The sequence below is a fragment of the Bradyrhizobium sp. 139 genome (genome assembly GCF_023074175.1).
Lineage (GTDB): Bacteria > Pseudomonadota > Alphaproteobacteria > Rhizobiales > Xanthobacteraceae > Bradyrhizobium.
On sequence record NZ_JADPKS010000008.1, the window covers coordinates 360,237 to 374,380 of the forward strand.

Consider the following 14,144-nt stretch of genomic DNA (forward strand, 5'->3'; position numbering starts at 1 on the left):
GGCGCGACCGCACACAGTCCCGAAACGGTGATAATCCAATGGCTTAGCCGATCTCGAAGTCCGCGCTTTGAGCGGCGTCCTCGCCGTGCCCGTTGAAGGCCCTCAGGAAGTATGTTCCCGGCTCGATTGCTTCAGGCAATCTGATGCGCAACGCTCCGACGGGAACGGGCGATGCAACCCTGGTGGCGGTCTCAGCCAGTTGCCGACCGCTTGCCTTTTCGACCAGCACCACCTTCGCGCCGACCATCAGCCTTTGATATTTGGCAACAATGACGCGGTTTTCAACTTCGATGGAGCTGATAAGAGGTTTCATGCGCCCACAGATAGAAATTCCAAAAGCTTGCACGGCGACCGTAGGGCCCGCCACCGGCATCGTCAACCACAAATTGTGATCACAAAATATGCGCTTGGATCAGCTGGCGCGCGATGATTTGCGCTCGCCCGTGGCAGCGTTCTCCGCGGCGCGGCTCATCAGCGACGCATAATCATCGCCGAACAGCACCTGGCAGAAGCGGATCGCGGCCTGCACCTGCTGCTGCCGATAGGTGCGAACCTTGTGATCGGCCGCGCGCAGGGACTGCACCAGCTGCTCGGTCGACCGTTCGACATATTGCTGGAGGTCGGAATAGGTGCGCAGCGTCACTTCGTTGATCGCAAGCTCGCTCGCGTAGTTGCGGCAGGTCGCGACAAAATCGATCAGCGCCACGGTCTCCTCAACCTCGGTGCTGTCGATGCGCGCCCCCGGCGGAATGTCCTTCTCGGCGCGCTGGCGCAGGATGCGGCGAACGCGGCCGGGAACGCTGTCGATCTCCGATTGCAGCGCATTGGAGATGTTGGCCCGGATCGAAGTCAGCTGCTTGCCCCAGGCGGAATCGTTGCGCAGATCGAGCTCGGTGCGAAGGCCGCGCACGCCGTCATGCAGCGTCTTGAGATTGTTAGCGACGTTCTCGAAATGGCCACGCTTGATGTCCATGCGCAGGATCGCGGCAACGCAGGACAAATCATGCAGGGCGATCGTGACGGCGACGCCGTAGGGCGTCGCCGCGACGCGGATCTCGTCGTCCGACGCGGCAATCTTGATGGCGAGGCGGATGATCTGCCACGGCGCGGTCATCCGCTGCGCGACGATCGACAGTGCGAAGGGCAACATCTGCGGCGTCTGCAGCACGGGGATGTTGAGCGCGGCCGTCACTGACGCGATCTGGGCATCGCCGAAGGCACGCAGGAAGCGCGGCAGCTTCTCGTTCAGCGTAGCAATGGCTTCCCTGACCTGAAGCACCGCCCCGACCGAGTAGAGGTCCTCGATCACGTTGGGCGGGCCGACGCGGGCGAGTGCGCGCGACTTGTCGCCGCCGCCGGGACCCGTCAGTACGAAGATGGCATCCGCGGCCACCGCCTGGAGCTTCTGCGCGAGGGCTTCGACCTGCCCTGCACTGTCTGAAGCCGGCAAGCGCGCCAGCGCCGCCTCGAATTCGTTCACCTTGTCCGGGGCGCCGTCGCGGCCGAGCCATTGCCAGATCGGATGCAGCGAGGAGCGGCGGATCTGGCCGACCCGGACCGGGGGGCCCGCCTCGACCAGGAATGGTTCCAGCACTTGGAACAGCAGTCGCGACAGATCGTCCGTGCGCGGCGGCGGAGCCTCGTCGACTTCGGTCTTGCGGACGATCTTGCGCAACTGCTCGAGCACGAGGGTCGCCACCGCTGTTTCCTGGCCGCGCTCGAGCGCGCGCTCGAACTCCCGCATCAGCAGCGCCTGCGACTGCGGCGGGAGCTGCGCGAGATATTCCCTCAGCCGCTCGATCGATGTCTGGCTCATGCGCCCGGGCAATACACGGTAAAATGGCGGACGTGGGATGCGTCCTGCGCGATCATAGATGGGCCCACTTAAGAAGCCGTTTAGGAAGTCGCTCCGAAATGCCTCCGGTTTCGTCCGGATCGTGGCCGGGCCAAACCAAATAATCATGCCGGAACAAAGGATTATATTCCGGGAAGGACCAGCGCGGCGCGCAGGCCGCCGGTCGGGGCACCGCCGAGCGAGAGGCTGCCGCCATAGAGCGCGGCGAGGTCGGTGACGATCGACAGGCCAAGCCCCGAGCCGGGCTTGGACTCGTCGAGCCGCTGGCCGCGCCGCGAGACCTGGGTGCGCTCGGCCTCCGACAGGCCGCGGCCGTCGTCATCGACGATGATCCGCAGGCGTGGGCCGGCGCCCGCCTGGTGCGGCGCTTCCACGAGAACCTCGATCAAGACCTGCGAGGCCGCCCATTTGCAGGCATTGTCGACGAGATTGCCGACCATCTCCTCCAGATCCTGCCGCTCGCCGCGAAATTTTGCCGACGGATCGGCCTTGGCCTCGACCACGATGTTGCGATCGCGATGGATCTTCTCCATGGTCCGCCGGAGCGCCTCGATGACGGGCGCGACCTCCGTCACGGTCGCGACCACGGAGACGCGTGCCGCGATGCGCGCGCGCTCCAGATGATGGGCGACCTGGTCGCGCATCACGTCCGCCTGCTCCATCACCTTGGCTGCGAACGGATCGGCGACGTGGGCGCCGGCCTCATTCAAGATGACCGAGAGCGGCGTCTTGATCGCATGGGCGAGATTGCCGACATGGGTGCGCGCGCGCTCGACGATCTCGCGATTGGCATCGATCAGCGCGTTGGTCTCGCGTGCCAATGGCGCGATCTCGACCGGGAATTCACCCTCGAGCCGCTCCGCCCGCCCGGAGCGGATGTCGGCGATGGATTCCGAGATGCGCTTGAGCGGCGCAAGACCGAAGCGGACCTGGAACACCGTGGTCAGCAGCAGCACGATGCCGAGCGCGGTGAAGGTGCCGCCGAGATAGTAGTCGAAGCTCCGCGTCTCGTCGAATATCTCGCTGTCGTCGCCGGCGACACTGACCAGAAATTTGCCGTCCGCGCCAAGATCGACCGGCCGCTCCACCATGCGGAGATTCTGTCCCTCGGGACCGTCGACATAGGCGAGGCGAATGCCGGCAGCGGTGAGCTCGGTGCCCTGCTCTTCCAGCTTCGGCAGCTTCTTGTCCCAGAGCGAGCGCGACGAGCGCAGCTCCGGCTTTTCGGTATCGGTCCGCGTGATCTGCCAGTACCAGCCTGACAGCGGCAGCTCGAACAGGGGCTCGCCGAGCGACTGGAACTGGCGGTCCGGCGGCTCGTCGGGGGTGGCGACCTCGGCAATGAGGGTGCGCAGATACAGATTGAGCCGGCGGTCGAAGGCGCGCTCGGTGGCGCTCTTGTAGACCGACGACAGCACCACACCGGTGATGGCCAGGATCACCACGAGCCACGCCGTCGCCGACAGGAACAGGCGGTTGGCAAGTGAGCTAGCGGGCATCGGAAGGGTCCCGGCAGGCGCAGGATGGCAGGGCGTCGGACGTCATGACCGGACCAAGGCCTCTGTTCGGCCCCCCGTCAAGTCCGGACGCCTCAAGCGCCGGGAGCTGGCGGCGGGGTCAGGAGATAGCCGAGGCCGCGAACGGTCTGGATAATGTCGACGTCAAGCTTCTTGCGGATGCGGCCGACGAAGACCTCGATGGTGTTGGAGTCGCGGTCGAAGTCCTGGTCGTAGAGGTGTTCGACCAGCTCGGTGCGGGACACGACGCGCCCCGAATGGTGCATCAGGTAGGCCAGAAGCCGATATTCGTGCGAGGTCATCTTCACGGGATTGCCGGAGACGCTGACCCGTCCGGTCCTGGTGTCGAGCGTGACGGGGCCGCAGCTCAATTCGCTCTGGGCATGGCCGGTCGAGCGGCGCAGCAGCGCGCGGATGCGTGCCAGCACCTCCTCCAGATGGAACGGCTTTGGGACGTAATCGTCGGCGCCGGCATCGAACCCCTGGACCTTGTCGCTCCAGCGGTCGCGCGCGGTGAGGATCAGAACCGGCATGGTGCGGCCGTTGCGGCGCCAGGCTTCCAGCACCGAGATGCCGTCCTTCTTCGGCAGGCCGATGTCGAGCACAACGGCATCGTAGGGCTCATTATCGCCGAGATAATGCCCCTCCTCGCCGTCGAAGGCGCGATCGACGACGTACCCGGCGTCGGTCAGCGCCTTGGTGAGCTGGCGATTGAGATCGGGGTCGTCCTCAACAACGAGCAGGCGCACGCTTCTCTCCAGAAATAAGACTGCACGATCGATCGCCAGAGATGAGCAATTCCGGCGTGAACTGAATATGAACGCGGGGAACCGGCCGCGTTACTTTTTGGTCATGTAGAGTTTCTCAGGCGCCGACGCGACTGCGCCCGCCAGGACACCGGACGAGCCGGCGGCGTGGCGGGCGCAATGTGCCGCGTTACGAGGCGAGTCGGAAGGCCCGAACCGTCCCGTCGATCGGCCGTCAGGTCCGGAAGAACACGAACCAGATGACGGCGAGGATCAGGATCGCGAGCCCGGTCGAGATGGCGAGGAGGGCGGCCACTGACGGCCCCGGCTCACCCTGACGCGCTTCTGTTGGGGTTTCGACGATCTGATCGCGCTCTCGGGTGGCTGCCATGGATGCCCTCATCTCTGCGTGTCGGCCGCGATGGTCGCGACCCCTCGCGGCCCGATGTCCAGAGCCAACGCGTGATTGGATATGATGTTCCGGCTTTTGCCACTGGATCAGGCTGCAACCGCGCTTCGAGCGGCCGGTTAACGCAGTTGCAAGATTCCGCAATCCGCCTTGCTATGATTCGTTGTTCCCCGATGGTATCCTCGTCCTCTGTCCCCGTTGCGTTTGGAGTAGCCCATGGCCCCCCGCGCCAATTGGAAGGGTTTTCTGCGTCTGTCGCTCGTGACCTGCCCGGTCGCGCTGTATCCGGCCACTTCGGATACAGAGAAAGTCTCGTTCAACCAGATCAACCGCAAGACCGGTCATAGGATCAAATATCTCAAGGTCGACGCCGAGACCGGTGACGAGGTGACATCCGAGGATATCGTCAAGGGCTACAAGGTCGACACCGACACCTATATCGAGGTCACCAAGGACGAGCTCGACGACATCGCGCTCGACTCCACGCACACCATCGAGATCGACGAGTTCGTGCCGAAGGCCGACATCGACAACCGCTACCTGATCCGCCCCTATTATCTGGTGCCTGATGGCAAGGTCGGCCACGACGCCTATGCGGTGATCCGCGAGACCATCCGTAGCATGGACAAGGTCGCGATCGGCCGCGTCGTGCTGACCAACCGCGAGCACATCATCGCACTGGAGCCGCTCGAGAGCGGCCTGATGGGCACGCTGCTGCGCTACCCCTACGAGGTCCGCAGCGAGCAAGAGTACTTCGACGACATCCAGGACGTGAAGCTGACCAAGGACATGCTCGACCTTGCCAAGCACATCGTCGAGAAAAAGTCCGGCGCGTTCGAGCCCGAGCTGTTCGAGGACCATTACGAGACGGCGCTGATCGACCTCATCAACAAGAAGCGCAGCGGCGCGCCGATCACCGCGAAGGCCGCGCCGAAGACCGGCGGCAATGTCATCAACCTGATGGACGCGCTGAAGAAGAGCATCGCCAGCGAAAAGGACGCAGGCCCTGCGGCCAAGGTCGCCAAGGAGGCCGTCAAGGAGACCGTCAAGGGCAAGAAGCCGAAGAAGCGCATCGAGGGCCAGCGCGAGATGCTGTTGCCGATCGCCGGCAAGGGCAAGGACGCCGCCGCGAAGCAAGCTCCCAAGGAAGCTTCGAAGAAGGCCGCCGACAAGCCCGTGCGCGCACCGGCCCGGGCGAAGAAGGCCGGGTAGACACAGCGCACCTGCAATCGCGACGTGATGTCTCCCCTCGCCGATCGGCCGGCCTGACATGCCCTGGTCGACGGCGTTCGACGATCCGGTTCGCGTGGGCCACAAACGCAAGCTGCTCACGCTTCAAGAGGCAGCCGACTACGTCATGCGGCTGCCCGAGGACGCGCAGCACCAGGCGCACTGGCAGACGGCGATCGAGACCCTGATCAATGCAGCAGAGACCGGCGGCGGCTGGGTGATGTTCGCCCGCATCGCGATGCTGCGGGCGCTGAATGCGGACAGCCGGCGCGAATGAGCGCCGTGGTCGGCGCCCCGGTTAGCATCCTTGCCGACCTTGACGAACAGGCTCAACAAACCGTTAAGCGGCGCTCTCGTTCCGGTACGACAGGGTATTCCTACGGGAGACAAAATTAACCGTTGATTCCCCCTGCGCGCAGCATGGTCACGATTCCGATCGAGCCAAGGGTTCGCGTGCTCCGTGCAGCAGGACGTCAGAAAGAACTACATCAGCGTCGTGAACGACGGCCCCGAGATCGAACAGGCCGCGGGCGCGCCGATGCAGCCGGGCACGGTGAAGGATCTGGTCAATCGCCTCACAGCTGTGCTGAAACGCCGTCTCCCCGGCACGCAGAGCTCCACGATCGCGCCATGACAGGCGCGGCTCGCGCGTTGAAGAGTTTTGATTGAATCCATTTGGATGGATCGACGGAACCTTAATTTAATGGATGCCATCGTATGTGACGGAGGCGCGCTCGCCCCGGCTTAAGCTTTTGGCGCGCAGAATAATCTATTCGATCTATTTACGAGTCCGAAAACGACGCGGCCATATGGCCATATATTGGGTCGGATGAAGAGGAGTTGGCAATGAGTTTGCTTAGGTCTTTCCTTGCCGATGAGACTGGCGCCACCGCCATCGAATACGGCCTGATCGCCGCCGGCATTGCGCTGGCCATCGTGACCGTCGTGAACAACACGGGCAGCCAGCTCCTCAACAACAAGTTCAACTCGATCAGTTCGTCGATGAAGTAACGGCCGCCCCGGCCTGGGGCGACGTCCTCGCACGCGCGCTGGCGCATCGCGTCGTCTCGCATTTCAAACAGCCCACATCTTCGCGTTCTCGCGGCGGTTCTCGCCCGAACTTTGCTTTCTGCTTTCGCTGTCTCGCGCCGCCGAAGCCGTCGTGTCCACCGCACCCTGCCCGTCGGGTAACGCAAGATCGTAGCCCGGATGGAGCGCAGCGAAATCCGGGAGCGGCGCAGCGGATGCAAAATGCCCCGGATTGCGCTTCGCTCCATCCGGGCTACGACGCCTCGGAGCGGTTTGATGGGTTTCGCCTTGCCCTCCCTATCCTGCGAACTGCAGCTATCCAGCTTAATTCGCCCCCATTTCCGTCAACTTTGATCGCCATATCAGTCCTGATATTTTTTTAACACAGCGTGGCTCGAAGAGTCGTGCTGTCAATCGTTAATCCAAAGCTGTTTGAAGGATGTATATGAGAAGCGCGACGCTCCTGGCTCTCGGCTTCGTGTTTGTTGGCGTCTGGTCGCAGGACTGCGCGAGAGCGCAGACTTCAGTGACGCCGCCGGTTTCGCTTGCTCCGCCCAAAGCATCGCCACAAGCGGGCGCCAGAAATTCCCCGGCATCAGTCAACAGAGCGCCGTCGACACCGGCGACCAGCGGACTTCCATCGTTGCCGAATCCCGCCGCCGACTACGATGGCTTTAGCGTCGGCACCGTCGAAGGCAATGACACGCCAGATCAGGCGACGCCACCCGTGAGGTCACGCGCAGCAAAGGGCTCCCAGTTCAATCTGGATACGAATGGCACTACGGCGCAGCAATCGATCGATAAAGAAGATGAGGCGTTGAAACGTAAGCTGACGATTTGCAAAAGCTGCAAGTAGGAAGCCACGGCACCGAAGCGCTGATCCGCTCGCGAACCCGTGAAGGGACTTCGTCAACCGCGCGGAACGAAACATTCGACCTTCGGATTGAAGCCGTTTTCCAGCGACCACGAAGTCACGGCAAAACATCGCCGAACTATGTTGCCAGCTACTCCGATTGGGAGAGGCAACAATGCGGTCACGTCAGGTTTTCGTCGCTCCAGTAATCATCCTTTGTTGCTCGCTGCTGAGCATCGCCACTCTGGTGATGGTCGGGGCGTGGTAAGTCAGGACAAACGTCCATGCGCGAAGAATTCACATCGCTCGCCTTCCTGGCCGTAACGGTGGCCGGCGTCGCGTTACTAGGGTCAGGTCTGCTCGCACTGGTTTTGGTGGGATAGGCCGCAGGCCTCCTGCCGTCCGGGTGCACGCTCGCGCTGCATAGCTGCCCCCTGCGCACGAAGCCACGCTTTACCCCCTCCAAAATTCCTGATCCTCTCTCCCCCAACCAGCCGGACCAACCGGCCTGCCAGGGAGAGAGACGCCATGAAGCTCGGCACCGCGATTGCGGAAATCATGAAGCGCGAGGGGATCGAGATCCTCTGCGGCTATCCCGTCAACCATTTGATCGAGCACGCGGCCAAGGCCGATATCCGGCCGGTGATGGTGCGGCAGGAGCGTGTCGGAATCCACATGGCGGATGCGATCTCGCGCGTGACGTCGGGGCGCTCGATCGGGGCATTCTGCATGCAGCATGGGCCCGGCGCGGAGAACGCGATGGGCGGCGTCGCGCAATGCTACGGCGAATCCGTGCCGGTGCTGGTGCTGCCGATGGGCTATCAGCGACGGCTTGCGCACATCGAGCCGAACTTCAATTCCAGCGAGGCGATGAAGCCGTTCGCGAAATCGTCCGAGCCGATCATCCTCGCTTCCGAAGTTGCCAACATCTTTCGCCGCGCCTTCACGAAACTGAAGAACGGCCGCGGCGGTCCCGTGATCGTCGAGATTCCCGCGGACATGTGGAACGAGGAGGTGCCGGAGCCGCTGAACTACACGCCGGTGCTGCGCACGCGCTATGGCGCCGACCCTGTTCATGTGAAGGAGGCGGCCGCCCTGCTCGTCAGCGCCAAGCGGCCGGTGCTCTATGCCGGCCAGGGCGTGCATTACGCGCAGGCATGGCCGCAGCTGAAACGGCTCGCCGAGCGGCTCGCCATTCCCGTCACCACCAGCCTCGGCGGCAAGTCGTCATTCCCGGAAACGCATCCGCTGTCGCTCGGCTCCGCCGGCCTCGCGGTGCCGCGCGCGGTTCCGAAATTCCTCACCGAAGCCGACGTCATCTTCGGCATCGGTTGCTCCTTCACCGAGACCAGTTTCGGCATCGCGATGCCGAAGGGCAAGACCATCATCCACTCGACGCTCGATCCCAACCATCTCAACAAGGATGTGGAGGCGACAATCGGCCTGGTCGGCGATGCCGGGCTCGTACTCGATGCGCTGCTGGAGGAGATCGGCAAGACCGTCACGGCGGATCGCGATGCCTCAGCGGTCGCGGTCGAGATCGCCGCCTCACACAAGGAATGGCTGGCGAAATGGATGCCGAAGCTCACCAGCAACGACGCGCCGCTCAGTCCCTATCGCGTGCTGTGGGACCTGCAACACACCGTCGACATCAGCAACACCATCATCACCCACGATGCCGGCAGCCCGCGCGACCAGCTCTCGCCGTTCTGGAAGTCGGTCGAGCCCCTCACCTATCTCGGCTGGGGCAAGACGACGCAGCTCGGCTACGGTCTTGGGCTCGCGATGGGCGCCAAGCTGGCAAAGCCCGACAAGCTCTGCATCAACGTCTGGGGCGATGCGGCAATCGGCTTCACCGGTATGGATTTCGAGACCGCGGTGCGCGAGCGCATCCCGATCCTGTCGATCCTGCTCAACAATTTCTCGATGGCGATCGAGTTGAAGGTGATGCCGGTCTCGACCGAGAAATATCGTTCGACCGACATTTCCGGCGACTATTCCGCAATGGCGCGCGCGTTCGGCGGCTATGGTGAGCGGGTCTTGAAGCCGGAGGACATCATCCCGGCGATCAAGCGCGGCATCCAGAAGACGCAGGAAGGCATCCCGGTGCTGCTGGAGTTCATCACCAGCAAGGAGACCGAGGTGTCGCGGCCGGGCACGTGAGGCGAGCTGGATTCCGGCGGCAAGGCTGCTAGCGCTGGCTCCGGCCGCAGGAGATGTGATAATCCGCCCCGGCCGCGCACGTCGCAGCATCAAGCCGGATTGCGAATGACCACTCCTTCCAACGATGTCGCCGGGATCGACGAGCTCGAACGACAATTGCAGTCGGCCGCGGCCGAGAACGCACAGCTGCGCGGCGAGCTTGCGACCGCAAGGGATCGCCAGAGCGCCAGCGCCGAGATCCTGCGCACCATCGCGGCCTCCCCATCCGACGCGCGGCCGGTCTTCGCGGCAATCGCGTCCAGCTCCAGGCGCCTGCTCGGCGGCTTCTCGGCGACCGTGCTCCAGTTCATCGGCGACGAGCTGCATCTCGTGGCGTTCACGCCGACCAGCACGGAAGCGGACGAAGGGCTGAAGGCCTCCTTCCCGCGGCGGATCGAGGACTTCCCGACCTTCGCGCTGGTGCGCGGCGGCGAGACGATCCAGTTTCCCGACAGCGAAGCCGATGACGTGCCGCAGCTGAACCGGAATCTGGCGCGGCTGCGCGGCTTTCGCAGCGTGCTGTTCATGCCGCTGATGAACCGAGGTACGCCGGTCGGCATGATCAGCGTCACGCGCGCCGAGCCCGGTGCGTTTGCGCCCGATCTCGTGCAATTGCTTCAGACCTTTGCCGACCAGGCCGTGATCGCGATCGAGAATGCGCGGCTCTTCAACGAGACGCGCGAGACGCTGGAGCGACAGACCGCCACCGCCGACATTTTGAAGGTGATGGCCGCCTCGCCGTCGGACGTGCAGCCGGTGTTCGACGCCATCGCCGCCAGTGCCAACCGGCTGATCGGTGGCTTCTCCACCGCGGTGCTGCGCTATATCGACGGCGCCGCGCACCTGGCTGCATTCACGCCGACCGATCCGGCCGGCGACCGCGTGTTGCAATCCTCGTTCCCGGTGCCGTTCGCACAGTTCCCACCCTACCAGCTCGTGGCCAATGGCGCCGCGGCGCAATTGCCCGACACCGAGCTCGAACCGGCCGCACGCGACATCGCGCGTGCCCGCGGCTATCGTAGCATGCTGTTCGCACCGCTGATGAGCGAGGGCGAGGCGATCGGAATCATCATCGCCACGCGGCGGACGACCGGCGCGTTCACCGAGCATCACATCCGGCTGTTGCAGACCTTCGCCGATCAGGCCGTGATCGCGATCAAGAATGTCAGCCTGTTCAACGCCACGAGGGAAGCGCTGGAACGGCAGACCGCGACCGCAGATATCCTCAAGGTCATTGCCGCCTCGCCCGCGGATGTCACGCCGGTGTTCCAGGCGATCTCCGACAGCGCCAAGGCGCTGGTCGGTGGGCATTCCTCCACCGTCACCCGTGTCATCAACGGCATGCTTCATCTGGCCGCCTTCACCACCGACAATGCCGCCGGCAACGCTGATCTGCTCAGCTCCTTTCCGGCGCCGCTGTCGTCGCCAGGCATTCACAGCCGCGTGGCGACGAGCGGAGAGTTCGCGTTCCGCAGCGACATGCAGAGCGAACCGGACCTCACGGACGCCATGAAGGAGCTGGCGCGGACCAGAGGCTATCGCAGCATCCTCGTGGTACCGATGCTGCGCGACGGCGTCGCAATCGGCACCATCGCCGTCACGCGGCCGGAGCCCGGTCATTTCCCGGACAAGGCGATCAATCTGCTCAAGACCTTTGCCGACCAGGCCGTGATCGCGGTCGAGAACACGCGCCTGTTCAACGAGGTGCAGGACCGCACCAGAGAGCTCGCCAAATCGCTCGACGATTTGCGCGCCGCGCAAGATCGGCTGGTCCAGACCGAGAAGCTGGCCTCGCTCGGCCAGCTCACCGCCGGCATCGCGCATGAGATCAAGAACCCGCTCAACTTCGTCAACAATTTTGCCTCGCTCTCCGCAGAGCTGACCGATGAGCTGAACGAGGTGCTTGCGCCCGTCCCGCTCGCCGACGATGTGCGCGCGGAGGTCGACGAGCTGACGGGGCTGCTGAAGGACAATCTTGACAAGATCGTGGAGCACGGAAGGCGCGCCGATTCCATCGTCAAGAACATGCTGCTGCATTCGCGCGAGGGCGGCGGCGAGCATCGGCTGAGCGACATCAACGCCCTGGTCGAGGAGAGCCTCAACCTCGCCTATCACGGTGCGCGTGCCGAGAGGCCGCAGTTCGACGTCACGCTGAAGAGCGAGCTCGATCCGGCGGCAGGTTCAGCCGAGGTGTTTCCGCAGGAAATTTCCCGGGTCCTTTTGAATCTGATCTCGAACGCCTTGTATGCGGTGACCAAGCGCCAGACGGGCAGCGGCGCCGCCGGTTACGAGCCGGTGGTGATCGCCGCGACCCGTGACTGCGGCAACAGCATCGAGATCCGCATCCGCGACAACGGCACCGGCATTTCGGAAGACGTGAAGGCGAAGATGTTCAATCCGTTCTTCACGACCAAGCCAGCCGGCGAAGGCACCGGTCTGGGGTTGTCGATGAGCCACGACATCATCGTGAAGCAGCACGGCGGCAGGATCGACGTCACGACAGAGCCCGGCGCGTTCACGGAGTTCACGGTCGTGCTGCCGCGCAGGAGCAACTTTGCGGAGAATGACAAAGGATAGCTTCGCCCGGGAGGATGCCTTGAAGAGTTTCGCGTGGTTCATTCGGCGGCAACTGCTCTCGCTATCCGGCATAGGCCTGATGCTGGGCGTGCTGTTCTTCGCGGCCGCGCTGACGCCGACGCTGATCCCGCGCAGCTATCTGACGCAAGGCGCCCTCGCCGGCGGCTGCTTTGCGATCGGCTATTTCGCCGGCGTTCTGTGGCGCCGGCTGTGGCACTATCTCGAACTGCCCGAGCCTTCAGCGCGCGCGAGGTCGATTGCGAATGCGCTTGTCGCAGCTGGTTGCCTGCTGGTTGTCATCGTCGCTCTCGGGCGCACCGCCGAATGGCAGAACTCGATCCGCGCTGTGATGAAGATGGCGCCGGTCGAGACCGCGCATCCGCTCAAGGTCTGCCTCATCGCCCTGCTCACGTTCATCGTGCTGCTGATGCTGGGGCGGCTGTTCGCGCTTGTCGCCGGCGTTCTTGCTGCGCGCACAAGGCGTGTCATTCCGCGGAAGGTCGCCAACGTCATCGGTGTCCTCGTCGCGGGCCTGCTGTTCTGGTCGATCGCCAGCAATGTCCTGGTCCGCACCGCCTTCAACGCGCTCGACTCTTCCTTCCGTGAACTCGATGTTCTGCTCGAGCCCGAACGGCCGCAGCCGACTGCGTCCGATCGGACGGGAAGTCCGGCATCGCTGGTGAAGTGGAAGGAGCTCGGGCGCATGGGGCGCCGGTTCATTGCCTCAGGCCCGACCGCCGCCGAGATCGGCACCGTCACGGGACGGCCCGCGCATGATCCCGTGCGCGTCTATGTCGGCCTCGGCAGCCGCGCCACGGCGCAGGCGCGTGCCAGACTTGCGCTCGACGAGCTCAAGCGCCAGCACAGTTTTGAGCGCAAAGTCCTGATCGTCATCACGCCGACCGGCACCGGCTGGATCGATCCGTCCGCGATGGATACGGTCGAATATCTCCACCATGGCGACGTCGCGAGCGTCGCGATGCAGTATTCCTATCTCAACAGCCCGCTGTCGCTGCTGTTTCAGTCCGAATACGGCGCGGAAGCGGCGCGTGCGCTGTTCGCGGAAATCTACGGCTACTGGACCACGCTACCGAAGGACAAGCGGCCGAAGCTGTATCTGCACGGCCTCAGCCTCGGCGCCCTGAACTCGGAAAAATCCGCTGAGCTGTTCGAGACAATCGGCGATCCAATCGCCGGCGCGCTGTGGAGCGGGGCGCCGTTCGAAAGCCGCATCTGGCGCTCGATCACCGCGAACCGCAATCCGGGCACGCCGGCGTGGCTTCCGGAGTTTCGCGACAGCCGCTTCGTCCGCTTCATGAACCAGAACGGGCCGACGGTGCCGCCGGATACGCCCTGGGGCCCGATGCGCGTCGTCTACCTGCAATATGCCAGTGACGCGATCACCTTCTTCGCCTACCGCGACGCCTATCAGACCCCGGCCTGGATGAGCGCGCCGCGCGGACCGGACGTGTCGCCGGAGCTGCGATGGTATCCCCTTGTGACGATGCTGCAGCTCGCCCTCGACATGGCGGTCGCGACCAACACGCCGATGGGCTTTGGCCATGTCTTCGCGCCCGAGCATTACGTCGATGGCTGGGTTGCGGTCACCGATGTTCATGACTGGTCGAACGAGGCGCTGGCACAGCTCAAAGAGCAGCTTGCGGCGAAAGCGCGGAAGACAAGCGCGGGCAGTGTCGACGACGATCCCGATCGCGGCGGCTAACCC

Annotated in this window: 13 protein-coding genes; 8 read left to right on the forward strand and 5 right to left on the reverse strand. The window is 64.0% G+C overall.

The genetic code is table 11. The annotated features are described in order from the left end of the window. Positions 1–43 precede the first annotated feature (43 nt). The 5 genes from IVA80_RS02630 to IVA80_RS02650 form a co-directional block, all read right to left on the reverse strand. Positions 44–313, reverse strand: a complete 270-nt coding sequence (locus IVA80_RS02630; protein WP_247425356.1) for a hypothetical protein — start codon at positions 311–313, stop codon at positions 44–46. A 99-nt stretch (positions 314–412) separates the two neighbouring features. Continuing rightward, on the reverse strand, positions 413–1,816 hold the full coding sequence (locus tag IVA80_RS02635) for a hypothetical protein (protein ID WP_247425357.1): 1,404 nt from the start codon (positions 1,814–1,816) through the stop codon (positions 413–415). Between the two features lie 161 nt (positions 1,817–1,977). After that, complete coding sequence (locus IVA80_RS02640; protein ID WP_247425359.1) at positions 1,978–3,354, reverse strand: sensor histidine kinase; 1,377 nt, start codon at positions 3,352–3,354, stop codon at positions 1,978–1,980. Positions 3,355–3,446: 92 nt separating this feature from the next. Beyond that, a complete protein-coding gene (locus IVA80_RS02645) occupies positions 3,447–4,121 on the reverse strand; it encodes a response regulator transcription factor (protein ID WP_014496705.1) in 675 nt (224 codons plus the stop codon). Positions 4,122–4,353: 232 nt separating this feature from the next. After that, positions 4,354–4,509: a hypothetical protein gene (locus IVA80_RS02650; RefSeq protein WP_247425361.1), complete on the reverse strand. Its 156-nt coding sequence runs from the start codon at positions 4,507–4,509 to the stop codon at positions 4,354–4,356. Positions 4,510–4,743: 234 nt separating this feature from the next. Here IVA80_RS02650 and IVA80_RS02655 point away from each other — a divergent pair, with 234 nt between their 5' ends. The 8 genes from IVA80_RS02655 to IVA80_RS02690 all read left to right on the forward strand — a co-directional run bounded on the left by IVA80_RS02655 (position 4,744) and on the right by IVA80_RS02690 (position 14,141). Beyond that, positions 4,744–5,739, forward strand: a complete 996-nt coding sequence (locus IVA80_RS02655) for a Ku protein (protein ID WP_247425363.1) — start codon at positions 4,744–4,746, stop codon at positions 5,737–5,739. A gap of 58 nt (positions 5,740–5,797) precedes the next feature. Next, positions 5,798–6,034: a hypothetical protein gene (locus IVA80_RS02660; RefSeq protein ID WP_247425372.1), complete on the forward strand. Its 237-nt coding sequence runs from the start codon at positions 5,798–5,800 to the stop codon at positions 6,032–6,034. 183 nt (positions 6,035–6,217) lie between these two features. After that, positions 6,218–6,391, forward strand: a complete 174-nt coding sequence (locus tag IVA80_RS02665; RefSeq protein WP_247425373.1) for a hypothetical protein — start codon at positions 6,218–6,220, stop codon at positions 6,389–6,391. 212 nt (positions 6,392–6,603) lie between these two features. Further along, a complete protein-coding gene (locus tag IVA80_RS02670) occupies positions 6,604–6,768 on the forward strand; it encodes a Flp family type IVb pilin (protein ID WP_247275863.1) in 165 nt (54 codons plus the stop codon). A 463-nt stretch (positions 6,769–7,231) separates the two neighbouring features. After that, positions 7,232–7,642 (forward strand): hypothetical protein, encoded by a 411-nt coding sequence (locus IVA80_RS02675; RefSeq protein ID WP_247425375.1) that lies wholly within the window; start codon positions 7,232–7,234, stop codon positions 7,640–7,642. Positions 7,643–8,113: 471 nt separating this feature from the next. Beyond that, the gene (locus IVA80_RS02680; protein WP_346347954.1) at positions 8,114–9,802 is read left to right on the forward strand and encodes a thiamine pyrophosphate-requiring protein; all 1,689 of its coding nucleotides are present in this window, start codon (positions 8,114–8,116) and stop codon (positions 9,800–9,802) included. Between the two features lie 105 nt (positions 9,803–9,907). Then, a complete protein-coding gene (locus IVA80_RS02685) occupies positions 9,908–12,418 on the forward strand; it encodes a GAF domain-containing protein (protein ID WP_247425378.1) in 2,511 nt (836 codons plus the stop codon). Between the two features lie 79 nt (positions 12,419–12,497). Further along, a complete protein-coding gene (locus IVA80_RS02690) occupies positions 12,498–14,141 on the forward strand; it encodes an alpha/beta-hydrolase family protein (protein ID WP_247425487.1) in 1,644 nt (547 codons plus the stop codon). Positions 14,142–14,144: the final 3 nt, after the last annotated feature.

Excerpts from the sequence above, each read along its gene's own strand:
- IVA80_RS02630 (WP_247425356.1), bottom strand. The coding sequence starts at position 313 with ATGAAACCTCTTATCAGCTCCATCGAAGTTGAAAACCGCGTCATTGTT.
- IVA80_RS02635 (WP_247425357.1), bottom strand. The coding sequence starts at position 1,816 with ATGAGCCAGACATCGATCGAGCGGCTGAGGGAATATCTCGCGCAGCTC.
- IVA80_RS02640 (WP_247425359.1), bottom strand. The coding sequence starts at position 3,354 with ATGCCCGCTAGCTCACTTGCCAACCGCCTGTTCCTGTCGGCGACGGCG.
- IVA80_RS02650 (WP_247425361.1), bottom strand. The coding sequence starts at position 4,509 with ATGGCAGCCACCCGAGAGCGCGATCAGATCGTCGAAACCCCAACAGAA.
- IVA80_RS02655 (WP_247425363.1), top strand. The coding sequence starts at position 4,744 with ATGGCCCCCCGCGCCAATTGGAAGGGTTTTCTGCGTCTGTCGCTCGTG.
- IVA80_RS02660 (WP_247425372.1), top strand. The coding sequence starts at position 5,798 with ATGCCCTGGTCGACGGCGTTCGACGATCCGGTTCGCGTGGGCCACAAA.
- IVA80_RS02670 (WP_247275863.1), top strand. The coding sequence starts at position 6,604 with ATGAGTTTGCTTAGGTCTTTCCTTGCCGATGAGACTGGCGCCACCGCC.
- IVA80_RS02675 (WP_247425375.1), top strand. The coding sequence starts at position 7,232 with ATGAGAAGCGCGACGCTCCTGGCTCTCGGCTTCGTGTTTGTTGGCGTC.
- IVA80_RS02685 (WP_247425378.1), top strand. The coding sequence starts at position 9,908 with ATGACCACTCCTTCCAACGATGTCGCCGGGATCGACGAGCTCGAACGA.
- IVA80_RS02690 (WP_247425487.1), top strand. The coding sequence starts at position 12,498 with ATGCTGGGCGTGCTGTTCTTCGCGGCCGCGCTGACGCCGACGCTGATC.